19 protein-coding genes are annotated in these 24150 nt (G+C 65.3%); 11 read left to right on the forward strand and 8 right to left on the reverse strand.

Going from position 1 to position 24150, the window contains the following annotated elements:
- Positions 1-195: 195 nt before the first annotated feature.
- The 3 genes from KXD98_RS20000 to KXD98_RS20010 are packed head-to-tail and all read left to right on the forward strand — an operon-like array spanning position 196 to position 4047.
- On the forward strand, positions 196-1992 hold the full coding sequence (locus KXD98_RS20000) for a glycoside hydrolase family 15 protein (protein ID WP_260760063.1): 1797 nt from the start codon (positions 196-198) through the stop codon (positions 1990-1992).
- An 18-nt stretch (positions 1993-2010) separates the two neighbouring features.
- Entirely contained in the window at positions 2011-2997 is a 987-nt protein-coding gene (locus KXD98_RS20005) for a TIGR03885 family FMN-dependent LLM class oxidoreductase (RefSeq protein WP_260760064.1), read from the forward strand.
- A 27-nt stretch (positions 2998-3024) separates the two neighbouring features.
- Complete coding sequence (locus KXD98_RS20010) at positions 3025-4047, forward strand: YihY/virulence factor BrkB family protein (protein WP_260760065.1); 1023 nt, start codon at positions 3025-3027, stop codon at positions 4045-4047.
- A gap of 4 nt (positions 4048-4051) precedes the next feature.
- On the opposite strand, the gene KXD98_RS20015 is transcribed toward KXD98_RS20010, so the two are convergent.
- Entirely contained in the window at positions 4052-5275 is a 1224-nt protein-coding gene (locus tag KXD98_RS20015; RefSeq protein WP_260760066.1) for an oxygenase MpaB family protein, read from the reverse strand.
- Positions 5276-5594: 319 nt separating this feature from the next.
- Here KXD98_RS20015 and KXD98_RS20020 point away from each other — a divergent pair, with 319 nt between their 5' ends.
- The 3 genes from KXD98_RS20020 (at position 5595) to KXD98_RS20030 (ending at position 11839) form a co-directional block, all read left to right on the forward strand.
- Positions 5595-6095 carry a DUF427 domain-containing protein gene (locus tag KXD98_RS20020; protein WP_260760067.1) on the forward strand — a complete coding sequence of 167 codons (501 nt, stop codon included), beginning with the start codon at positions 5595-5597 and terminating at the stop codon, positions 6093-6095.
- Positions 6096-6245: 150 nt separating this feature from the next.
- Positions 6246-8753, forward strand: a complete 2508-nt coding sequence (locus KXD98_RS20025) for a hypothetical protein (RefSeq protein WP_260760068.1) — start codon at positions 6246-6248, stop codon at positions 8751-8753.
- Between the two features lie 1205 nt (positions 8754-9958).
- Positions 9959-11839 carry a hypothetical protein gene (locus tag KXD98_RS20030; protein WP_260760069.1) on the forward strand — a complete coding sequence of 627 codons (1881 nt, stop codon included), beginning with the start codon at positions 9959-9961 and terminating at the stop codon, positions 11837-11839.
- A gap of 9 nt (positions 11840-11848) precedes the next feature.
- Here KXD98_RS20030 and KXD98_RS20035 read toward each other — a convergent pair whose 3' ends face one another.
- Positions 11849-12829 (reverse strand): MOSC domain-containing protein, encoded by a 981-nt coding sequence (locus tag KXD98_RS20035; protein ID WP_260760070.1) that lies wholly within the window; start codon positions 12827-12829, stop codon positions 11849-11851.
- A gap of 71 nt (positions 12830-12900) precedes the next feature.
- Positions 12901-13668, reverse strand: coding sequence for a hypothetical protein (locus KXD98_RS20040; RefSeq protein ID WP_260760071.1), 768 nt, complete (start codon positions 13666-13668; stop codon positions 12901-12903).
- Between the two features lie 173 nt (positions 13669-13841).
- Here KXD98_RS20040 and KXD98_RS20045 point away from each other — a divergent pair, with 173 nt between their 5' ends.
- Positions 13842-14399 carry a TetR/AcrR family transcriptional regulator gene (locus tag KXD98_RS20045; protein WP_260760072.1) on the forward strand — a complete coding sequence of 186 codons (558 nt, stop codon included), beginning with the start codon at positions 13842-13844 and terminating at the stop codon, positions 14397-14399.
- Between the two features lie 82 nt (positions 14400-14481).
- Positions 14482-15354: an alpha/beta fold hydrolase gene (locus tag KXD98_RS20050; protein WP_260760073.1), complete on the forward strand. Its 873-nt coding sequence runs from the start codon at positions 14482-14484 to the stop codon at positions 15352-15354.
- 59 nt (positions 15355-15413) lie between these two features.
- On the opposite strand, the gene KXD98_RS20055 is transcribed toward KXD98_RS20050, so the two are convergent.
- Both KXD98_RS20055 and KXD98_RS20060 read right to left on the reverse strand, forming a co-directional pair.
- Positions 15414-16856, reverse strand: a complete 1443-nt coding sequence (locus KXD98_RS20055) for a sodium:alanine symporter family protein (protein ID WP_260760074.1) — start codon at positions 16854-16856, stop codon at positions 15414-15416.
- Positions 16857-16952: 96 nt separating this feature from the next.
- Positions 16953-18194 carry an EAL domain-containing protein gene (locus KXD98_RS20060; protein WP_260760075.1) on the reverse strand — a complete coding sequence of 414 codons (1242 nt, stop codon included), beginning with the start codon at positions 18192-18194 and terminating at the stop codon, positions 16953-16955.
- A gap of 471 nt (positions 18195-18665) precedes the next feature.
- On the opposite strand from KXD98_RS20060, the gene KXD98_RS20065 reads away from it, so the two are divergent.
- From KXD98_RS20065 to KXD98_RS20075, 3 genes are all read left to right on the forward strand, one after another.
- Positions 18666-19052, forward strand: coding sequence for a nitroreductase family deazaflavin-dependent oxidoreductase (locus KXD98_RS20065; protein WP_260765325.1), 387 nt, complete (start codon positions 18666-18668; stop codon positions 19050-19052).
- Between the two features lie 128 nt (positions 19053-19180).
- Positions 19181-19537: a hypothetical protein gene (locus KXD98_RS20070; RefSeq protein WP_260760076.1), complete on the forward strand. Its 357-nt coding sequence runs from the start codon at positions 19181-19183 to the stop codon at positions 19535-19537.
- 72 nt (positions 19538-19609) lie between these two features.
- Entirely contained in the window at positions 19610-20509 is a 900-nt protein-coding gene (locus tag KXD98_RS20075) for an oxygenase MpaB family protein (RefSeq protein WP_260760077.1), read from the forward strand.
- A 59-nt stretch (positions 20510-20568) separates the two neighbouring features.
- On the opposite strand, the gene KXD98_RS20080 is transcribed toward KXD98_RS20075, so the two are convergent.
- From KXD98_RS20080 to KXD98_RS20090, 3 genes are all read right to left on the reverse strand, one after another.
- Complete coding sequence (locus tag KXD98_RS20080) at positions 20569-22092, reverse strand: HNH endonuclease signature motif containing protein (RefSeq protein WP_260760078.1); 1524 nt, start codon at positions 22090-22092, stop codon at positions 20569-20571.
- Between the two features lie 384 nt (positions 22093-22476).
- Positions 22477-23220 (reverse strand): DUF4389 domain-containing protein, encoded by a 744-nt coding sequence (locus tag KXD98_RS20085; protein ID WP_260760079.1) that lies wholly within the window; start codon positions 23218-23220, stop codon positions 22477-22479.
- On the reverse strand, positions 23217-23792 hold the full coding sequence (locus KXD98_RS20090; protein ID WP_260760080.1) for a hypothetical protein: 576 nt from the start codon (positions 23790-23792) through the stop codon (positions 23217-23219). The genes KXD98_RS20085 and KXD98_RS20090 overlap by 4 nt, the downstream gene beginning before the upstream one ends.
- Positions 23793-24150: the final 358 nt, after the last annotated feature.

Below are 24150 nucleotides of genomic sequence, written 5' to 3' on the forward strand. Positions count from 1 at the left end.
TGCGCTCCGGGCGAGCGGGCCGCGTCCGCAGAGGTACAGCAAATCTCCACGGGAAACTGAGGAGAAGCTGAGGAACTGCATGCTGTGGTTTTGCTGGAAACTGCCTGGGTACGGGCAACCCATCCGGCGATCACACCAGGGCGGCTCGACGTCTGCGTCGCTGCAGCGCCCGCGACGACGAGGAACCCGCCCCACATGAAAACGGCCCCCAGTGACGATCCCACAGTGCAGCGACCGCACGGTTATGTGCCGTTGCGCTCCTACGCCGCCATCGGGGATGGCCGGTCGGTCGCACTCGTCGCGCGCGACGGCGCTGTCGACTGGTATGCGGTCCCCGAGATCGATTCGCCGCCGGTATTCGCGCGTCTGCTGGATGCCCAGCATGGTGGCGCCGTCGAACTGTGTCCCGTCGCCCCGTTCACCGTGTCACGCGACTACCTGCCCGGTACCAACATCCTGACCACGACCTACACCACCGACGACGGCCAGGTACAGGTGACGGATTCGCTCAACACCGGCGCCGGCGGGCGTCTGCGCTGGGGTGAAATGGCTCGCCGCATCGAGGGCCTGGATGGTTCGGTAATGATGCGCTGGCGCGTCGCACCGGGTGACATATTCGGTACCGCTTCGCCGTGGGTCCAACACACGCCATTCGGCCCGGTCATCCGGCTTTCTGAAGTGACGATGGGGTTGCGCCTTATCGACGCGGGTGAGTGCGAGGTCTCCGACCGCACGATCAGCGGTGGCTTCACCACCGAGCCCGGGTCCGAGCATTTGGTCGCGGTGTTGTCCAACGCAGGTGAACCGCTGCCGCTACCGCATCCAGACCATGTCAACCGGGGCATCGACCGCACCGCGGCCTTCTGGCGGGCCTGGACCGACGAACTCGACTACGACGGGCCCTGGGCCGAAGCGGTACTGCGCAGCGCGCTGACCCTCCGGCTGTTGACTCATATCGAAACCGGTGCGATCAGCGCCGCGGCGACCACGTCACTGCCGGAAAGTTGGAGCGGCGGCAAGAACTGGGACTATCGATTCGCCTGGATCCGCGACGCGGCTTATACATTGCACACGCTGATCCGGTTCGGAGAGAGCGAGGAAGTGCACGGAGCTGTCAGCTGGCTGCTGCGGACGATCTCGGCGCAAGGCCCAGACCCGGAGGTCTTCACCCATCTCGACGGCCGGAGGCCAGCCGAGGAACGTCGTGTAGATGCCCCGGGATGGTGCGGCATCGGTCCGGTCGTCGTCGGTAATGACGCAGTCGGCCAACTCCAACTGGGTGTGTTCGGTGACCTGTTCGACATGGTGGCTCTCTACGTTGAGGGCGGCAACGTCCTCAACGTGCCCACCGCCCGGTTGTTGTCCAGCATCGCCGATCACACCTGCGATGTGTGGCGGCGGCGGGATGCCGGAACCTGGGAGCTACACACCGATCGGCACTACACCAGCTCGAAGATGGGGTGCGGGCATGCGCTGGACTGCGCGGTCAAGCTCGCCGAGGCAGGCCACATCCAAGGCGAGATCGAACGGTGGCGCAGCGAAGCAAAGCACATCCGCGAGTGGGTCGCCGAGAACTGTTGGTCGGAGGAAAAGCAAAGCTACGTCTGGTATCCGGGTACCGAAAAGCTTGATGCGTCAGTCATTCTGCATGCCATCAGTGGATTCGACCGCGGACCCCGGATGTCCGCGACGATCGACGCGATGCGTCGGGAGTTGAGTGCGGGACCGCTGATGTACCGCTACAGCGGGGCCGACGAAGAGGAAGCCACCTTCGTCGCGTGTGCGTTCTGGGCGGCTGCCGCGCTGGCCGAGGTGGGCCGTCGCGACGAAGCCCGGGAACTGATGGACGAGCTCGTCGGATTGTGCAACGACGTCGGATTGCTGACCGAGATGATCGACGCGACGGATATGTCGTTTCTGGGCAACGCCCCCCAGGCCTTGAGTCACCTGGCACTGATGACCGCAGCGTTGTCGATCATCGGCAAATACTGAGCAGAGAAGAGAAATACTGTGACCGTCATCGGGTTTCACGCCTCCCACGAGCAGATCAACCCGCGTCAGCTGCTACTCGACGTCCAACGCGCCGAACAGGCCGGCTTCGACGCGGCCATGTGCTCCGACCACATCGAACCGTGGTCCCATGCCCAGGGGCACTCCGGTTTTGCGTGGTCATGGTTGGGCTCCGCGCTGGCGACCACCGACCTGCGTTTCGGACTGGTCACCAGTGCGGGGCACCGTTATCACCCTGCCGTCATCGCGCAGGCACTGGGCACGTTGGGCGTGATGTTCCCGAACCGGGTGTGGGCTGCGCTCGGAAGCGGAGAGCACGTCAACGAACGCATCACCGGGAAACCTTGGCCGGACAAAGAGGTTCGCCAACAGATGCTTGCCGAGTGCTTCGACATGGTCGACCAGATGCTCAAAGGCGCGGTGGTGAGCCGCGAGGGGCTGGTGCCCGCCGACAAGGCCCGGGTGTGGGATCGTCCGGCGCAGCGACCACCGCTCTACCTGCCCGCACTCACACCCGAAACCGCAGCGCGCTTCGCGGTCAACTACGACGGACTGATCACCATCAACCAGCCCATCGACGAAACCCGAAAGGTCCTCGAGGCCTATCGAGACAGCGGAGGCAAAGGACCGGCCATGCTCCAGGTGCACCTGAGCTGGGCACCCGACGAGGACGAGGCCGCCGCCCTGGCGCGAGAACAGTGGGGCACCAACGTATTCGAACCGCCAGTCATGGGCGGACTGGGTTCCCCGGAGGACTTCGAAGCCCGCGCCGCCTCCCTTGGCGACGAGTTGGGGTCGGCCGTCGCCGATGCGGTACTGATCTCCGCGGACACCGCCTCACATGCGCAACGGTTACACGACTACATCGAGCTCGGGTTCGACGAGGTGTACCTGCACCACGTCGGTCAGGACCAAGTAGCGTTCATCGATACCTTCGCAGAGAAGGTGCTGCCGCAGCTGCGCGGGAGCGACGGCGGCAGCGCCTGACCCGCGCGGTCTCCTAGTCTCGAAGCGATGCCATCCCACGACGACAGGCCCGGGCCGTGGTCGCGGCTGCTGAACTCTGCGACGACAGCCCGCGACACGGCGCAGCGACGCCTGGAAGCTCGGTTTGCCCGCCTCCCCCGACCTGCTCAGCAGACCGGCCGACTCGTTCATCGCACCGGTCGCGCGACGGTAGATGACCGGGTGCCCGGCCTGGCCGCCGAAGCCGCACTGTTCACGTTGATCTCGCTGCCGGCGCTGCTGCTGGCGATCATCGGATCGCTCGGTTTCGTCGCGTCCACGCTCAGTCCGGAAGGCACCGACCGTCTGCGATCCCTGGTGCTCGAGGTTCCACGGTCGTTCCTGACCGACCCCACCTACGCGTCCTATGAAGAAACCGTGGACACCGTGCTCAATTCGACACGCGGTGGGGTGGTATCACTCGGCATCGTGCTGAGCATCTGGACCGGGTCTCGGGCAGTCAACCGCTATCTGGAGACCATCACCATCGCCTACAACGTCGACCAACGAGCCGGCTGGCGCCGACGACTGCTGGCATTGGGGCTCACCATCGGGCTGCTCGTCGGTGCGGTGTCGGTGCTGCCGCCACTGGTGTTGGGCCCCCAGATTCTGGACTGGTTGTTGCCCGACGGCGTCGCCGATGCCACGTTGCGGCTCGCCGAGTTGATGTTCTGGCCGGCAGTCGCACTGCTGGTCACCGTCGGTCTAGCCACGCTCTATCACGTTGGTGTGCCGTGGCGTACCCCGTGGCGACGCGACGTGCCCGGTGCGATCCTGGCGCTGGTGCTGTGGCTGCTGGCCTCGGCAGCCTTGCGGGCATATCTGACGCTGAGCATCCAGGCCGATGCCGTGTTCGCTCAACTCGCGGTGCCGATCGCGGTGGTGCTCTGGCTTTACATCACGGCGTTCGCGGTGCTGCTGGGCGCCGAGTTCAACGCCGAAATCGAAAAGATGTGGCCGCACAAGGAGTATCCGTGGCGGCTGCGATGCATCTTGAGCCGTAAGCGCACTGGTGCGTCATCGTCGCCCTGAGAATTCAGGCGACCCTGCCGACGTGCGCGGCGGACTCGCCGATAGTGGCCGTCGCGTCGGCGCCGATCATGGTACGCAGCAGCCTGTCATGCTGGCGGCGACCGCGGTGATCGGCACGTTCGATACCGCCGGGCAGACTCAGTGCGGCAAGACTGCGCGCGAGGTTCACCGGCATCTTCAACAGCGGGTACCACGGTAACGAGTACGACGGCAGTCCCAGCGATCGCACGGCCTGGCGGCCGAGGAATGCGCTGGTGATCGACAGGTGCTGAGCGCGCGCGAGCCGTCGGCGCATGCGGGGCAGGTTGTCGTAGTGCCAGGACAGCGGGTCCTCGATCATCGGGACGGCCAGCTGTCTGGTGGACTCGTCGGGTTCGGCGAGCGCAGAGAGCGTGTGGGCCAGCACCCGCACACTGTCACGGAAACTTCCTGGCAGCCAATGGTCTTCGACACCGATCAGCCACCCGACGTACCGGGTCAGGTGGGCGACCGCGCTGTACTCGGAGGGTGTCAACACCACCCCCATACCGGCCGCGCCGACCGCTGGTGCGACCAGCGCACCGATCAACGTGGCGGCCATATCGGTCTGGTTGACCGGCACGCCCCAGTCTTCGGCACGCCAGTCCACCATGGCCGCCACATGCCGGCGTACGAACGAGTGGATGAGGCGCACCCGGATGGTCGAGCGGTACCCCACCCCGAGCGGCTTCAGTCCGTCCTCGGCGATGACGTCCATCGCCCACTGCATGGTTTCGGCGAACCGCTTGTTGGAGCCCTTCTCCAGAGCGCCGGTGCGCAGCAGGGTCTTGTTGAATCCGGAGAACTGGTAACCACCCAGCAGGGACACGTCGCGGGCCAGGTACATGCCGTCGGCCCCACCGCGTCGCAACGCACGCTGCCCTTTGCTCACCACGTCGAGGTCCACCCAGTCGGGTGGCGTTTCAACGGTTTCGAAGAACTCACGCAGCGGTGCCGGAGCCTCGGGAACGGTCGCGATGCCACCGTTGAGTGCGCGCTCGAACAACGTCCGCGCTTGCTCGGTCCCACTCGCGGCCATCCATTCGACCAGTCGATCCATCGGCTCATCTCCGACGGTGAGCCGCTCGCCGAGGAGCTGCCACTGCTGCGGCGTCGGCTGGCCGATCGCCAGAGCCCGGGCAAGTGCCCCGACACCGGCTGGAATGGGACGGGGGCGGTCAGGGTGGCGCGTCGGAATAGCCACGCTCACAACAGCTCCTCCTCGAGCTCATTTTGACAACGCATGTAGTCAAACTGAGCATAGACCTTACTTACCGACGGGGTCCAGCGGGTTGCGCCCGGTGACGTTCAGCGCACCGATCGAGTTGCCCGTAGCGATGTCGAAACTCTGACGAATTCGGCTGTACGGGAGCGCAAGTGCCGTACCGGTGCACCATGTCTGATAGCGACTCCGCTACGGCGGCAGTCGGGCCGGAGGCCAGATAACTCGTCCGAAAAGCAAGGAGGCTGAGAGCGATTCACCAGTACGATCGACTGGCCACGACGTCACTCGCCAGCGCAGAGTCACCGTGACCGTCCGACCTACCCCCGACCGGCCCGGGCCCGGCCAGGAGTCCGTCTGGGACTATCCCCGGCCCCCGCGGGTTGAGCCGTTCACCGGTTCGATCATTGTGGAGTTTGCCGGGATCATCATCGCCTCGACCACCCAGGCATGGCGGGTGTTGGAGACCAGCCACCCTCCGACGTATTACCTGCCCCGCACGGCGTTCACCGACGGTGCACTGCGCGAGACCGCCGGTTCCTCGTGGTGCGAGTGGAAGGGTGCGGCCGCCTATTACGACATGGTGGCCGGCAGTCGTGCCGCACCCAAGGCCGCATGGACCTACCTGCATCCGACCCGCGGTTTCGAGCAGATCGCCGGGGCGGTGGCCGTCATGGCCTCGATGGTCGACCGCTGCACCGTCAACGGCGAGGCGGTCATTCCGCAGCCCGGCGGGTTCTACGGGGGATGGATCACCAGCAATCTGGCCGGTCCCTTCAAGGGCGCGCCGGGCTCCCTGGGGTGGTGAGCGCGCGGTTTTGACCCCGCCGCAGCAACGAGCCGGTCTGACCGACTTGGCCGGTTCTTCGGATTTGCCCTGGGTGCACTCTGGAGACCCTCGACGCAAGGGGGTTCCCCCATTGCCCTTTTGCCGGAACTGCGACACAGTGACCAAGACGTGAATCTTCGAGCGGAGGGCGCGGCGATGGGGCGCGAGCAGTACGTCGGCAGGGTCGGAGCACTGGCGGTGGCGCTGGGCATCGGATGCGCGCTGGCGGCAATGCCGGGGCAGGCGTGGGCTCAGCCCGACACCTCCAGATCAATTGACGCGAAGAATAATTCGTCAAGCCGTGCGGATTCACGCACCTCCGACTCGACAGCAAGATCGAGTGCACGCTCGAAAAGCACTGCTGAGAAAGAGAACAACGCTTCGACAGCTGATCCAGCTGACTCCACAGAACTCCCCACGCAGAGACGAAGCGCCAAGCGCACCGTAGCCAAAGAACTCCGAGATGCCCAGCAATCCGTCACGCCGGACCGCGGCCCGGAGCAGCGGTCACAACAAGAATCGTTTGTCCGCAACGAAACCGACCCCGCCCCGGAGAGCACGCCACCCCGCGATGACGACGCCACACCTGCCTCCACAACCCCCGCTGAGGTAGCACCGACCGTCTCCGAACCAGCGACAGCCGTCATCGAGTTGGGGGCACCTGCCCACAATGAACCGGAAACCGCAGCGCCCGCCACAGAAACCACAGCAACCTCAGGGCCGGGATCCACGCTGGCGACGGTGGTCCAGTCGCTGTTCTCGCCAACGTTAGCCACGCAGGCAGACAATTCGCCCGAATCCCCCGCAGCGTCACCGTTGCTGTGGACTCTGGCCGCCTATGCCCGCCGCGAACTCGGCGAGCACACGATCCACGACCGCCGGGCGGCAGCCTCGACCTCGCAGGTCGCTGCCATGCAGGCGGTCGTGGCATCGACGACGGTTCCCGGCGACGCCACGGCGTCTCCGATCGTCGCCGGGGACGGCACCGTCTACCAGGTCAGCGACAGCATCTACAGTCGCGTCACCAGCGTGACCATCCTCGACAGCTCCGGCCAGGTGACCGCTGCCAGTCCCGAGATCCGGGGAACATTGGCGCGCGCGGTGGCCCGGCCCGACGGCTCCCTCGTCGTGATGACGCTGGGCACTCTGACGACCACCGTTTCGGTCGTCAACAGCGAGGGCAAGGTGACCAGGGTGGGCACAGTGCTGGGTCAGGTGTACACCCCGGTGACGGTGGGCTCCGACGGTGCGTTGTACTTCCGCACGTCTGTCACCAATATCTTCAATCCCATCGGCGGGGCCGTCGGCTACCGCACCCACCAGATCACTGCGCGCAACTTCGTCCGGACCTTCTCGCACAACACCGACTACGCCGTGGGTTCCGATGGAACCGCCTACCTCGTGTCGTCGAACTACGGGTTCTCGAACCTGCGCGTCATCCCCTCGGGCGGATTCGCCCGGCTCACCCCGCTGCCGTTCGGCGTCGACCCGAGCGCCCCGATCGTGGGCGAGGACGGGACAGGTTACGTCACTGTCGGAGTGCGTCCGTTCGGGGTCCAACAGACTCGGCTGTACACGGCCACCCGCGCCGCCACGACGGTGCGCACCATCACCGGTCTGCCCGGCGGCGTCGTGATCGGCACCGACGGCGTGTACCTGGAGACGTTCACCTACCCAGGATCGGCCGACGTCGGCACCGGCACGACATACATCTCCCGCATCACCGCCACCAGCCTGAACACCTCTGACGCCATCGACGGTCGCATCGGCCAGTTCCAGGTGACCCGAGACGGAACCACGTACGCGCCGCTACGAGGTATCACTGTGAACAGCACTCCGGTGGCCGTTGTCGACAGTGACGGCACCGTCCGCACGCTGGATCTGCCGGGAACCGTGGTCGAAGCACAACGGACCATCCGCGACGGTGGATCGCAGAACGCCGAAGACCTCGGATACCTCACCTACCGGGCGCCCGGTGGCCAGGAGTACGTGGCCGTGCTGAACCCTGACGGCACCGTGCAACAGACCATCGAGTTACCCGAGGGCGCCACCGGCGGCTCGGTGTTCTTCAGCCCCGACGGCGCGCCGTTCCAGATGATCGAGCACCGAAACGCCCAGGGGCAGATCATCGGTCGGCAGATCCTGGCACTGTCCACGACGACCTACACCGACGTCGTACCTGGCAGCAAGTTCACCGGCGTCGTCCACGACATCGTGTTCGGACCCGACGGCACCGGTCACCTGCTGACCGGAAGTGCAACCGGGTTGCCGGGAAACCCGGTGAACCTCGACGTTCTGGCGTTCAACGCCGCCGGGGAAACCGTCGCCCGAGCCAGCGGCCTGACCAACCCGGCGACCACCTACGAAAACAACCCTGAGCGCCAGATCCTGACATTCGACCGCAACGGTGTCGCCTACGTTGTCCTCTACCGACACACCGACGAACCCGGCGTGTACGCGATCACCGCGACCGGTGCGCAGAAAGTCGCCGATTTGGACTATGTGTCGGGCCAGAGCGCCTTCCCTGCGGTGTTTGGCATTGACGGCACCGGATATGTGACGACGTCGCGATTGTTCAGTTACAACCCCAATGCCACCGCGACGATTACCACCTTTCCGCCGCTGGGCGCTCTGTAGAGCCGCGGGTCAATCCCTCCCGCGCAGGATGGTCGCTTCGAGTAACCTCTGCGTTGCCCGCCCCGCCATCCTGCCGGCTGCGGTCGCTGCGCGCTCGAAAGCTCCAGGCGGCGTGGGTAATACCATCACCACATTCGGCGTGGCTCCCGCGTTGAGGAAATCCGGCACTGCGGTTTCAATCACGTCCCTCGGGAAGTCTTCATGGCTCGGCACGCCGGCACAGCCGGGGTGGGCGAAATGCGTCCGACCACACTCTGGAAATCCGACGAGCGGTATCCGCGAGGTGTCAGCCAATGACCAACCCGGGGATCGGCAAGATTGCACAACTCCACCTGGACGGCCACGCCCAATCTCGCGCAGGCGTCTTCGATCTCCTCAGGGATGCCTCGTCGGGAACACCGGCGAATCCCGGACCGACCACCTTGTTCATCGGTAGTCCGGCCCACCACCGCCGGCAGCAAGGAGCAGTCCGACCCACGTGCCTCGCTCCTTCGAATTTGCTCAGAGCCCACTCGGGGGTCCCCTCAATGCAAGGGAGTTCCCCCATTGCTCTTTTGCCGGGACTCCGACACTGTGACTAAGACGGGTTTCTCCAAGCGAGAGGGTGGGCGATGGGACGCGAGCAGTACGTCGGCAGAGTCGGAGCACTGGCGGTGGCGCTGGGCATCGGATGCGCGCTGGCGGCAATGCCGGGGCAGGCGTGGGCTCAGCCCGACACCTCCAGATCAATTGACGCGAAGAATAATTCGTCAAGCCGTGCGGATTCACGCACCTCCGACTCGACAGCAAGATCGAGTGCACGCTCGAAAAGCACTGCTGAGAAAGAGAACAACGCTTCGACAGCTGATCCAGCTGACGCCACAGAGCTCCCGTCGCAAAGGCGAAGCGCCAAGCGCACCGCGGCCAAAGAACTCCGAGATGCCCAGCAATCCGTCACGCCGGACCGCGGCCCGGAGCAGCGGTCACAACAAGAATCGTTTGTCCGCAACGAAACCGACTCCGCCCCGGAAAGCGCGCCACCCACGCCACGCCACGCTGACGACGCCACACCCGTGTCCGAATCCCCCGCTGAGGTAGCACCGACCGTCTCCGAACCAGCGACAGCCGTCATCGAGTTGGGGGCACCTGCCCACAATGAACCGGAAACCGCAGCGCCCGCCACAGAAACCACAGCAACCTCAGGGCCGGGATCCACGCTGGCGACGGTGGTCCAGTCGCTGTTCTCGCCGACATTAGCCACACAGTCAGAGAACGCGCCCGAATCCCCTGCAGCGTCACCGTTGCTGTGGACTCTGGCCGCCTACGCGCGCCGCGAACTCGGTGAGCACACGATCCACGACCGCCGGGCGGCAGCCTCGACCTCGCACGCAGCGTCACCATCGGCCGCCATGCAGGCGGTCGTGGCATCGACGATCGTTCCCGGAACGACGAGGCAGTCTCCGATCATCGGCGCGGACGGCACCGTCTACCAAGTCACCAACAACGCCGATCGCGTCACCCGGGTCACCATCCTCGACAGCTCCGGCGAGGTGGTCACCAGCGCCGACATCAATGGAACATTGGCGCGCGCGGTGGCCCGGCCCGACGGCTCCCTCGTCGTGATGACGCTGGGCACTTACACCCTCACCACCAACGTCTCGGTCGTCAGCAGCGAGGGCAAGGTGACCAGGGTGGGCACAGTGCTGGGTCAGGTGTACACCCCAGTGACGGTGGGCTCCGACGGTGCGTTGTACTTCCGCACGTCGGTTCTCAACATCTTCAATCCCGTCGGGGGGTACACCGGCTACCGGACCCACCAGATCACTGCGCGCAACTTCGTCCGGACCTTCTCGCACAACACCGACTACGCCGTGGGTTCCGATGGAACCGCCTACCTCGTGTCGTCGAACTACGGGTTCTCGAACCTGCGCGTCATCCCCTCGGGCGGATTCGCCCGGCTCACCCCGCTGCCGTTCGGCGTCGACCCGAGCGCCCCGATCGTGGGCGAGGACGGAACGGGTTACGTCACTGTCGGAGTGCGTCCGTTCGGGGTCCAACAGACTCGGCTGTACACGGCCACGCGTACCAGCACGACGGCGCGCACCATCACCGGTCTGCCCGGCGGCGTCGTGATCGGCACCGACGGCGTGTACCTGGAGACGTTCACCTACCCGGGATCGGCCGACGTCGGCACCGGCACGACATACATCTCCCGCATCACCGCCACCAGCCTGAACACCTCTGACGCCATCGACGGTCGCATCGGCCAGTTCCAGGTGACCCGAGACGGAACCACGTACGCGCCGCTAAGGGGTCTCGCCGTCTCCAGCACTCCGGTGGCGGTCGTCGACAGTGACGGCACCGTCCGCACGCTGGATCTGCCGGGAACCGTGGTCGAAGCACAACGGACCATCCGCGACGGTGGATCGCAGAACGCCGAGGACGTCGGGTACATCACTTACCGGGCAAATGGCCGGGAATACGTGGCGGTGCTGAATCCTGATGCCACCGTGCAACGGACCATCGAGTTACCCGAGGGCGCCACCGGAGGTTCGGTGTTCTTCAGCCCGGACGGTACGGCATTTCAGCTGCTGGAACACCGAAATGCCCAGGGGCAGATCATCGGCCGACAGATCCTGGCGTTGGCAACGACGACCTATTCCGACGTCGTACCTGGCAGCAAGTTCACCTACGTGGTCCACGACGTCGTGTTCGGACCTGACGGCACCGGTCACCTGCTGACCGGTAGTGCAACCGGGTTGCCGGGAAACCCGTTGAACCTCGACGTTCTGTCGTTCAACGCGGCCGGGGAAACCGTCGCCCGAGCCAGCGGCCTGACCAACCCGGCGATCACCTACGAAAGCAACCCTGAGCGTCAGGTCCTGACGTTCGACCGCGACGGCATCGCCTATGTGGTACTCGACCGACGCACAGACGAGCCCGGCGTGTACGCGATCACCGCGACCGGCGCGCAGAAGGTGGCCGACCTCTCGAACCGAGCCGCGTGGCCAGCGACCTTCGGCTTGGATGGGACCGGGTATGTGGCGATGGCCGGCCCGGATGCCGCCACGACGGTGATCGTGTTCTCGCCGGTGGGCGCTCTCTGAGCCGCCGGGTCAATCCTTCCGGCGCAGGATGGTCGCTTCGAGCAGCCTCTGCGTTGTCCGCGCGGCCATCCGGCCGGCTGCGGTCGCTGCGCGCTCGAAAGTCCGAGGCGGCGCAGGTAATACAACACTGACATCGTCTCCGACCGACACAGTGCCGGGCCTGGTGACGTCGGCGTACACGCCGAGGAAGCGGTTCGTGCGCTGGGCCAGTTGGCGGGTCAGTGACGTGTCGAGTTCGACCCCAGGCTGGGGGCGGGTGGGCACCACGCACCTGATCGTCGGGTTCGTCACCGCAAGCACCACCGAGCCGAGACGCACCTGGCCACCGACCCAGGCCGCTTCGGGAAAGTAGCCGTCACCACCGATGTCGACGACGACGTTGGGCCGGAACCGACGGACGTCGTAGGGTTTCCCGTCCGGCGACAGGTTGCGCAGACTGGCGGTGCTGAGCACGTGCACCGGGCCGAGGTCGACGAATGCGCCGGGCGGCGTCGAGTAACGCGCCAGCGTCAGCATCTGACGCGTGGAGAATACGGAGGTATCGGGCAGGTCATCGGTATCGCCGAGACCGAAATCGCGCCGGACTTGGCCGGCGGAGAAGTTCGCCAGCGACGTCTGCACCGACATCCGGTGTGCGCTGGTGTCCTTCGGTGGCGGCAGCGCCACCAGCCGCATCTCACGGCCCACCAGTTCGCTCAGCGCGGTATCCACAGCGGGGTCGTCGCTGCTCAGCTCCCGACCATCCGGCAACGTGATGACCACCCCGGGGACGTTTCCGGGCCCCGCGTCCTGACCGGGTTCAGCGGCATACCGAGCCGAACACTGGAGCAGCACAGGAACCCGGCGTGCGGATGCGGTCACGCCCTTCTCGACATCGCGCACCGCCCACAGCCGATCGGCGTGTGCACCGCGCCCGTCCATGCGCAGCCGGTCCACCTGGCCGCCGCCCATCGACTTGACCGGGAAACGCCAGAGTGCAACGACTTTCATGTCCACATCCGCCTTCGCTCGTCACTGTGGACCACGATCGCACAGTCACACCGGCCAGTGCGGGACTACGGTCACGATGCCGCCAGCGAATTGCCCTCCCGCGACGTCGTCGCCCCGGAGCCGGCACGGATCCGGGGGCGCAGGCCGTAGTCGTCGGGACGCAGCGTCATGTCGGCGTAGCTGGCCAGGTCTTGTTCGGTTCCCAGGGTGAGCTCGACCGCCGTCTTGGCCTGGAATAGGGCGATCACCGCCTGCTGGTGGCGATCGGTACCCAAGGATGTGAGCGCCAGCGCGAGTTTCCGGTCGACGTAGTGCACCGACCGTTGCAGATCCGAATCAGCCGGCGGCGCCGGACGAGGATCGGTTCGCGTCACCCCATCGTCGGCACCCAGGCCGCTATACCACCGGTACCCGAGAGCGCCAAGGATGCCGGCACACACCGGCACCACGAAGACAGTGCACAGCAGGGCGATGGAGTTGTCGAGCGCAACCGCACCGGCGACGCCGAGAAGCATCAGCGGACCGGTGACGATGAACAGCCGTCCCGCAGGTGGCACCGCGAGCAGACCGCGCCAGAGCTGACGAATGGCCCGCCCACCAGCCCGGGCAGCGCCGGCGACGAAGCCGGCGAGGGCGGCGACGGTCTTGACCGCGGCACGGCCCGCGTCGCCAAGGTGCTGGCGCGTGACCGGAGACTTCGGCATCGACCACGACCGCGGCTGGGCCGGCGACGTGACCGGAGCCTCTGGTGCGGCCTCGGACGGGAGTTCGGCCTTGGCCGCATCGTTCGCGACGGGTGGGTCGGCCGGCGCCGCAGCCTCAGTTTCCGCTTCAGTCACATTTGTCTCAGCAGTCACACTGGCATCATCGCGCACCTGCGGCCGATACTCACCCTGGCGCGCCGACGCCCAGGGCCGTTCTCGCACCCATCGCCCACCCGACTACAGCTTCTGACGGCGGACACCCGAGCGACTACCATCGAGAACGATAGTTCTCGTCGAAGGAGACAGGCGTGGCTGACGAAACAGACAAGAGTCGGGTACTCGCCGCGGCGACCGAACTGTTCAACGAACGCGGCGTCCAAGCGGTGGGGATGGACGCGATCCGCGACGCCGCCGGGATCCCGCTGAAACGGCTCTACTCCTACTTCCCATCCAAGGCCGCGCTCATCTCCGCGGTGCTGAAGCAGCGCGACCGCGCGACGCAACAGGCGATGGCCAACTTCGTCGAACAGCGCACCGACGACCCACGAGAACGGATCCTCGCGGTCTTCGACTATCTCGGCAGCTGGTTCGCCGAAACCGACTTCCGGGGCTGCATGTTCATCAACTCCGTTGGGGAGCTCGGCGGCACGTCGCCTGAGGTCCGACGGATCGCCCGGGCCAACAAGGTGGCGCTGCGCGACTACCTCGCCGACCTGGTGGCCGCAGCCGGACTGCCCTCCGCATACGCCGACGAGCTGGCCATCTTGGCCAACGGAGCGATTGTTGCCGCGACGATCTACGGCGACGGTCCAGAGGCGGCCGGCTCGGCCCGACACGCCGCGACGACGATCCTGGCGTCCGCCTAGCACTTGCGCGAAGAACGATCGTTCTCTACGCTTGGCTCCACGCCGTAGAACGATCGTTCTCGGGCATTCAGGAGGAGCAGACGTGACGGTTTTCGACACCCGGTACAAGACAACAACGGTCGACGGTTGGGAGGTGTTCTACCGCGAAGCGGGCGATCCCGATAATCCGACGTTGGTGCTGCTGCACGGGTTCCCGAGCAGCTCGCACATGTACCGCAACCTCATCGCCGAACTGTCGGACACCTATCACCTGATCGCGCCCGACTATCTGGGCTTCGGGAACTCGGCAGCGCCTTCGGTCGAAGAATTCGAGTACAGCTTCGACGCGCTGGCCACCATCGTGACGGGATTGCTCGACCAACTGGGCGCGGACCGGTTCGCCATCTACGTCCAGGACTATGGCTCACCGATCGGACTGCGCATCGCCACCCGAGTCCCGGAGCGGGTGACCGCGCTGATCACCCAGAACGGCAACGCCTATGTCGAGGGGTTCACGCCCTTCTGGGACGTCCTGTTCGCCCACGCCAAGGATCGCGCCGCCAATGCCGCTGCCGCGCGGGAATTCTTGCAGCCGAAAGCGACTCACTGGCAATACACCCATGGCGTCCCTGCGCACCGGCTGGACCGCATCGCGCCGGAAACGTGGCGACTCGACCAGACCGGGCTGGACCGGCCCGGTAATGCGGACATCCAATTGCAGCTCTTCTGGGACTACCAGTTCAATGTCGAAGCCTATCCAGCGTTCCAGCAGTACTTCCGCGACCATCAGCCACCGACCCTGGTGGTGTGGGGACGCAATGACGAGATCTTCGCCCCAGCAGGCGCCGAGGCCTTTCAACGCGATCTCCCCAATGCCCAGATCCACCTGCTCGATGCCGGGCACTTCGCGCTCGAAACACACGGCCCGGAGATCGCGGCGCTGATCCGTTCGTTCCTCGGCGAGTTGACCGCCTGACTGATGATGGACCTTACTTCGCAGCCGTGATTGCGCAGCTGACGACAGGCCCAAGCTGGTCACCGCTTGACGGTGGCCTCACCGCGCCAGATGTCGCCCTCCAGCGGACCGGGCAGGCCGGCATCCTCGGCGACGAAGACCGGGTCGAGTCCCGCTTCAGTCTGGCGGTGGAAGTCCTTGATCGCAGCGAACGCCCACTTGCCGAGCAACACAATCGCCACCAGGTTTACCAGCGCCATCAGCCCCATCGCCACGTCCGCCAGCGCCCACACCGCCGTCAACTGCGAGACACCGCCCACCCCGATCGCCATCAGAACGAACACTCGGAACACGTTGATCGACTTGCGGCCGGCGCCCAGGAAGAACAGGTTGATCTCGGCGTAGACATAGTTTCCGAGGACCGAGGAGAACGCGAAGACGAACACCAGCAGCGTCATCAGCCACACCGTCCAGGTGCCCAGGCTGTCGGCGATCGCCGCCTGAGTCAGCGTGGCGCCTTCCACCCGCGTGGGTGTAGATGGATCGTAGATGGTGGGGCCGGAGACCATGATGATGAATGCGGTCGCGGTGCAGATCACCATCGTGTCGACGAACACGGCTACCGATTGAATGAGTCCCTGTTTCACCGGATGTGAAACAGTCGCCGTCGCCGCGACGTTCGGCACGCTGCCCATGCCGGCCTCGTTGGAGAACAACCCGCGTTTGACGCCGTTGAGCAGCGCTGCGGCGATACCGCCGGTGAATCCGCCGGCGAGTTCGGTCAAACCGAAGGCGCCGCCGATGATCTGGGTCAGCACCTCGGGCAGGTAGTCGATGTTGAGCGCGACGATCACCAGCGCCAGCAGTCCGTAAACAATCGCCATCAGCGGCAACACCACTTCGGCGACGCGTGCGACCCGCCGCACACCGCCGAACAGCACGGGCGCGGCCAGGATGACCAGTCCGGCAGTGATCCACCGGACGTCCACGGCATACGCACCGTTGACGACATCACTGATCGCGTTGGCCTGCACCATGTTGAACGCGATACCGAAAGTGAAAATCAGCAGGATCGCAAAGACGATGCCGCCCGCACGCGACCCCAGGCCGCGCTGGATGTAGAAGGCTGGGCCGCCGCGGAACGAACCATCGTCAGCGCGGACCTTGAAGATCTGACCCAGTGTCGCCTCGATCAGTGCGGTGGCCATCCCGATAGCGGCGACCACCCACATCCAGAAGATCGCCCCCGGCCCGCCGATGGTCAGCGCGATCGCCACGCCAGCGATATTGCCGGTACCGACCCGGGAGGCCAGCCCGACGCAGAACGCCTGGAACGGAGACACGCCGTCGCAGTGGGTTCGGGAGTGGGTGAGTTGCTTGATCATCCGGGTGAAGTAGCGCACTTGGATGAAGCGGGTGCGGACCGTGAAGTAGATGCCCACGCCCACCAGCAGGTAGACCAGGATGTAGCTGTACAGCAGTTCGCTGACGGGGTCGATCAGGTGCTGCTGGATGAACTCCACAACAACTCCCGGTTTCTCGTCGGTGACAATGGTCGTGCGTCATCGTGTCACTGTCACGCCGACGGCGCGCGCCAATGCCGATAGTCCGCAGGGTCGCTAGGGCGGGCCGGGCGGGACCAGAGGGTCAGACTGCGGACACCCCAGGAGGAAGCCCTGGCCGTACTCGATGCCTAGCCGCGTCAACGTCTCGAGCTCGTCGGTTGTCTCCACAGCTTCGGCCACGACCGTGGCACCTAACTCAGCACCCAAGGCGTTCAACGCCGTGACAAACGCTCGTTTGACGGGATCCTGGTCGATGCCTTCGATCAACTCACCGTCGATCTTGATGATGTCGGGGCGTAGACGCATCAGCTGAGTGAAGCTGGCATACCCGGCGCCCGCATCATCGATGGCCACCGATGCACCGCTACTGCGAAGCGGAGCGAGATCAGCGGTGAGGGACTCCGGAAATGGTTCGTGCTCAGTAATTTCCACGATCAGCGGACGGACCTGGCTGATCAGCAACTCTTGAATCGAGTGATCCCGCACTGCGCTGGGGCTCAAGTTGACCGCCACCGGATATCCGTCGGGGATGTGGCACGCAGCGGCAAGGACTGCCCGCACAGCGGCGTGCTCGAAGGCGACACCCTGGCCCAGGCGCCGGGCGGTAGTGAACCATTGCTTCGGAGTCAGCGCCGAGGTGACGGGAAAGCGCGACAACCCCTCGTAGGCGATAGGCCTGCCGGTGGCCAGATGGACAATCGGCTGGAACACCACGCTGGGAACATCCGCCGCAGCGAGCAACCCATTCAGTTCGGCTTGGAGTCCTTCTACTTCGGCAGCCTCGGGCAGCATCACCGAGGCGACGAATCGCGCCGTGAGGGCGCGTTGTCCGCGCTCATCACTGTCTGTCAGCACTTGGGTCAACAACGTCGAGATCTGCGCGCTGGCGCCGATCAGGGCGGAGATGAACTCGCTGATCGCAAGCATAGGTTCGACATCCGCGTCGGTGAACGCACCAGATTCCTTCGCGGCCAGCAGTAGTGAACCGATATCGCAATCGTTGTACTCCAGGGGAATAGCCGCCCAGGAACGAGTGCCCCACTGCTTATTCATGGCGCGCACAAGCGGAGACAGGCGTTGGTCCGCCAACGCGTCGTCTATCAGCTTCGGCCGCTTCTCCTTGGCCGCCATGCCTTGAAAGCTGGTCTCCTTGGGTACCACGAAGCCGACAGCAGTGGAGAGCACACCGCACGCAGAAATGGTCACGTATGCGTTGTCCGAGGCGCGCAGCAGCGTCACGGCCGCACCATCGGCATTCTGTGTGAACGCACATGCCTGTTCGGCGATGCGGCCCATCAATGACACCGGTTCCATCGATTTGACCAGTGCCTGAACTAGCCTCTCCACCCTCCCCCCGTCCTTCGGTCGATCGACCGACTGCGGCGCTCAGGCAACTTCGTCGCCATGGTGACGCGATGTGCTCATCGGCGCCGACAGGTTCGCGGGCATTACGCTACCCAATCTCCAGGCGCGACGGGCGAACTTCATGGGCAACTCGCCGGTGCGGCGGGCACCACTGAACCTGCCGCTTTCGAACGAATCGGACCGAGTGATTGCTCAGCGTGTCGGCTCGAATCGAAAGTCTTTACAGGACTTGGCTGCGCAGATGTCGTATCAGCCCATCAGAAATCGCACCACGCACTTCGAGTATCGCTCTCGAACACGTGTGCCCTGGCTCAGAGGTTGCCGATGCCAACGAACCTGCAGGCATGGCATGGAAACTGCATTACCGTTGCCAGCGGCCCATCGGACCGTGAAAGGAATGCCATGCGAGTGCCGCGGAGAGTCGCGGAATTCAACAGACGAGTCACCAATCCACTGGCCCGCTCGGCCACACCCTGGCTGCCCGGATTGGGGACGCTCGAGCACGTCGGACGCAAATCGGGTAGGCGGTACCGAACGCCCCTTCTTGTCTTCAGGACCCAAGACGGCTTCGCCATCCTCATCGGCTACGGACTCGAAACGGATTGGCTGAAGAACGTCCTTGCCGGTGGACCCACGGTGCTCCACAAGCGTGGCCAGGCCATCGCGCTGTCGAATCCCGAAGTGATGACCAAGGCCGAGGCCGAACCCCTCGTCACGGCCCGTTCCAAGCTGTTCTACCGCCTGTTTCCCTATAACGAGGCAGCCCTGATCCTCACACGGGTGCATTAGGCACGCTGAGATGCGAAACATCGCATTGCCCGCGGTGACGGTGGCAGGTCGTCACTGGCATGGCACGCTAAATCTGTTCTGGTGCAACGGTTATCGGAGAGCGCTCTCGGCAGGGCTATTGTGAATAAATGGCGCGCATCCTGCGGCCGGTGATCATGGCCGCGATAGTGGGACTGGCCTCCACCACCCTGGGGGTCGGACCGGCAGCGGCTGCACCCGAGCAGAACCCTCCGGGCCCTCCGGCAATCCCGGCACCGGCCCTTCCGGCGCTACCGCTGCCGGTCCTACCCTTCCCGGCCGGGCTGCCGCCATTCCCCTATCCCGCTGACGTCCCGGTCGTCGAGCTCCCGGCGGACATTCCCAGGATCGAGTTCCCGTCCACGGTGCCGCCGGTGTCCTTTCCCGCCCCCATCCCCGAGGTCCGCTTGCCTGCCGACATTCCCCCGATCCAGCTGCCGGCGCCGATCCCACGCGGCTTGCTGTAGTCGGGCCGGCAGCGGTCGTCACCACGGTGGTCTCGCAAGCCGCGATGGTGGCGGCCACGTACCGTTGAGGGCATGGTGCTGTCGCGGGAAGTGGCTGCGATCAGGAGCGGCTTGGGTCGCGCAGTGTTCGGGATGGTCGCGGGCCCGGACGGGCCGGACAACCGCGCCCGGATTCATGGCACACCGGGTCCTCGGTGGTTCGCCGAGGACCGCCCGATCCGGCGCGTCCACGCCGACGCGTCGATGTTCGTCGGAGGATTGCGCGCGTTGTTGCTGCAGTCCTTGCATCCCTTGGCGATGGCAGGGGTCGCCGCCCACTCTGACTACCGCGCCGATCCGTGGGGACGCCTGCAACGCACCAGCACTTTTCTCGCGGTGACGACCTTCGGAGCCGACGCCGACGCGCAACGGGCCGTCGACAGGGTCCGCGGCATCCACCGCCGGGTGCGCGGGGTGGCGCCGGACGGCACCCCGTATGACGCGGACGATCCCCACCTTCTCGAATGGGTGCACATCGCCGAGATCGACAGCTTCCTCCTGGCACACCAGCTCTACGGGGCCCGGCCGCTGGATCAGGCCGGCCGCGACGCCTACGTCGCCGACGCCGCCCGCGTCGCAACCGCCCTGGGCGTGCTGGACCCACCCCGCACCGAGGATGAATTGCGCGTGCGGATCAACGAATACCGACCGGAGCTGCGCGGCACCGCTGCCGCCCGCGACGCCGCGCGATTCTTGCTGTTGACGCCGCCGTTGCCGTTAGCCGCACGCGCACCGTACGGGGTGCTGGCTGCCAGCGCGGTGGCGATGCTGCCTGGGTGGGCGCGAAAGCCTCTGTGGCTACCGTATTTGCCGCCCCTGGAAGCCACCGCAGTGCGGGCGGCGGGACGAGTGCTCATCGGTGGGATCCGGTGGGTCATGACGGCCCGTCACGATGAACACGCCCCGGAGAGTCCGGCTTCAGCAGCTCGGTGAAGTGATCGCGCGTCCGGATCCGGGCAGTGACGTTGGGCGAAGGCGGCGTCTCGGAATCGTCAGGCGGCTCGACCGTCCGGTGGCGCGGGTCCGCCAGGTTCGTGGGGCTCGTCGTTGGGGAGGACGGGCGACTTTTCGGCGTGGTCGAACCCATCCTGTTCTGCATCGGCAACCGCTCCAACACTTTGGTCGCCTTGTGGAAGTGGCTCGTCGTCGGGTGGTCTGAGGAGCCGTTCGGGTCGGTGGTAGTAGTTGATGCGAGCTTGTCCGGTGTCCAGGCCGGGCGGCGGGATCCATTCGACCTCGCCGCGTTCGTTCATCCTGGTGGTCCATCCGTCGGTCCCCACGCTGCGGTTGTCGGGTCCGCAGGCCAGGCCGAGCTCGTCAACATTGGTGTTGCCACCGTCGGCCCAATCGGCGGTGACATGATGCACCTGGGAGCCATAGGCGCCGACGGTGCAGCAGGGTTTGGTGCAGCCGCCGTCGCGTGCGATCAACATGATCCGCTGCGCCGGCGACGCGATTCGCTTGGCGCGGAACAGCTCCAGCGCCGAACCGGTGGCTCGGTCGAACACAGCCAGGTAGTGATTGGCGTGGGCAGCCATCCTGATCACCTCAGCGATCGGTATCACCGTCCCCGCGCCGCTGACGCCGACACCGGCGCGGGACTCCAGATCCTGCAGGGTGGTACGAATGATCACCGACACCGGCAACCCGTTGAGCTTCCCGAGCTCACCACTCATCAGCGCGATCCGGCCGGCGGCGAGCAGGGCGTCATGCTGACGCTGACCCAAGCTACGTCCGTCGTTGTCAATCTGGGCCTGGGACGGGGTTCCTGAGGTGCAGGGGTGAGGATCGTCGGGATTACACATCCCGGGCGCAGCGAATCTGGCCAGGATCGGTTCCCACACCGCCCAGGCCTCCGGCGTCAGCGTGGCGCGCAGATCGATCATTCCGTCAGAGCGCTGTCTGCTCGCCAATACCGAGCGTTTACGGGCGCGTTCGGTGTCATCCGGTTCCGGACCGTCCTGATCGAGCAAAAACAGCGTCCGCTCGGCGCAGTCTTTGAGTTCTCGGGGACCGTGCTTGACTGCGGTACCGACCAACTGGATCTCGAACTGTTCCCGGGTAACGGGGTCGACGAAACCCGGCAGATTGTCGACGGCTTTGCGGATGACCGCGACGTGCTCGTCATTGATCACCCCGAGAGCCTGGGCGGACGCGGTGGCGGATAACGCGGGCGGCAACGGAGATCCGGTCAATGCCTGCCGGGGCGCCAACAGGGAGGCTTCGGTCAACCGACGATGGGCCTCGCCGGCCGAGATCCGCCACCGCACCGAGAGCACCTGTTTCCAGGACTTGGCGCCCATCTCCTTCGGTGTCGCCTCCTTCTGCAACCGGGCCAACATCCGGTTCCTGACCGAAGGCATCTGGCACCACAGGGTTTCGAGCTCATCGAGCGCACCGACGAGATCTGTACGGGTTAGTAGATCCACATCGCAGCCAGCCAATTCATCGAAGGCAGCGCGTACCGCCGCAACCGCGGCCTGCACTCCACCTGTCGACATACTTCGAACATACATTCGACCACCGACAAGTTGTTGCGACCATCACCTCCGGGCGCCGACCCCTCCGAGATCCGCACGAAATCCCGGATACGTTGACCAACTCGTTTTTTGGGCCATCGCGGAGCCGCACGGGAAGTCGAGCCTGCGGGGCCCTCTGAGTTGCATTCTTAGAGGGTTCGTGCTGACTCCGTCAGCGGTCTTCCCTTCCGCATTGCGTGCGCCGCTGCCCCCGTCAGCGGACCCCTTCTTGTTTTCTCCCCTGGCGGTCGCCCATCTCCTCGAACTTGCACTTCAAGGTTGCGCGAACGACCTCATTCTGCCGCCAACATCGAGGGACGGACGACTTCGTTGCCCCCACTTCGACACGCGGCTGCCTGGGCTACACCGAGGCGGCGGCGACTACGGTTTCGCCGACTCTGCGCTGGAGGCCACCGCGACCGACTCACGCGCGCCCATGTCGAGCCGCAACGGTGGGTATTCGTCGCACATCAACGAGGTGTAGGCCTGCACCCGGACGGACCATCGGTGGACGCCGACGATGAGGTCGAACAGCCCGCGCGGATAGCGGGCGGTGAACAGCAACGCCACCGCAGCGATGATCAGGAGGATCGCCATCAACGACAGCATCAGGCCGCCCTGACCGTCGTCCGCACCCAACTGCACGGACGCGAAGAACGCCATGAGGACAAGATAGTGCGGAATTGCCAAGAGCCACCACTTGATCAGAACCAGTCCGCGATGCAGGCGCTGCGGGTAATCGACCTCCATGTCGGCCGGGTAAGTGGGATCGCTGTCGAGGCTGAACGGCGGGTACTTGTCGGTGCCGAGGACTCCGAATGCGTAGAAGGTCACGCGCCAGCGCCACCGCAGGACACCGACATTGAATTCGAACAACCCCCGCGGGTAGTTGCCGGTGAAGAGGATCGAGAAGAACGCGATGACCGTGACGACTACGTAGGCGAGGTGCAGGAAAACCAAGACGATGTAATGCGGTATTGCGAGAAACCACTTCACCATCCACTGCCAGCGGGAAAGCTGGGGGTCGAGGTCACCACGGAGGCGTACCGGATAGCGCCGAGTGTCTTCGTTGCGATACACGGTTGTTCCCGACGTCGGGTTTTCCGCGGAGGGTGCGGTACTCATCGGATGCTCGACTCCTGCGGCTCGGCGTTCGCCTTGATCGTCTCGAGAGTGGCGCGCATGATGTGGCCGACGAACGGTCTGATCAGCCACCAATAGAGCAGGAACCGTTGTCGCGATGCCGGATCGGTGATGACGGTGCGGCATTCGTAGCTGAGCAGTGTCGAGCGTTCCCCGTACGGGGTCACGGTGAAGTTGGCGGCGATCTTGCCCCACCCCGGTTCGTCGAAAGCGCCGAAGTCTTCGACCGGGACATCACGCCACCGGATGGTGGGCTGCCAGAACGTACCCACAGCGCCGAATGCGATCTCGCGCTCTGGCCGCTCACCGAGCAGAAGCCACCCGGGAAGACCCATTTCGGGCACGAGGGTCAGGCGCTGCGGTGGCGCGGCGCGCCGGCGGTGCCAGCGCTCCGGCAGGCCCCGGATCCACATCGAAAGCGTCAGCAGCGGCGTACGAACGGTGAGAAAGTCAAGCGCCCGTGCGGCGCCGAAGGTGGCGGCCGGGTCAGCGTCGACCACGACGTGTTCGACCATACGAACGTCGAAGTCAGGCATCACCGTCTCGATAAGCATGCGAACGCCTCGTGCACGAGTTTCGTCGGCCAGTGGTATCGCTGGGTCGGCCTGCTCCGAAACGCCAGCCATGTGGGTCCTTTCGACGGACTGAGTTCTCCTGAACGCTAATGTGCGGCGCCTGCGTGCAACAGGGACCAAGGTCCCTGTTCCCCTCTTCGGACGCGGCCGCCTGTCAGCGCTCCAGAACTGATTGACGCAGCGTCCGCCCGACGGGATACCGGTCTCCGTGAAGCTCGAGTGGATGTCCTTCATCGGAAGTCATCGCCCGTCCCGTGACGCGGGACGGGAGGCTTTCATGAGCAGCACTGAGCATCCTCAATGATCGCGGTCACGCGTACACGAAACGCCCGCTACG

This window comes from Mycobacterium sp. SMC-4 (genome assembly GCF_025263265.1).
GTDB lineage: Bacteria > Actinomycetota > Actinomycetes > Mycobacteriales > Mycobacteriaceae > Mycobacterium.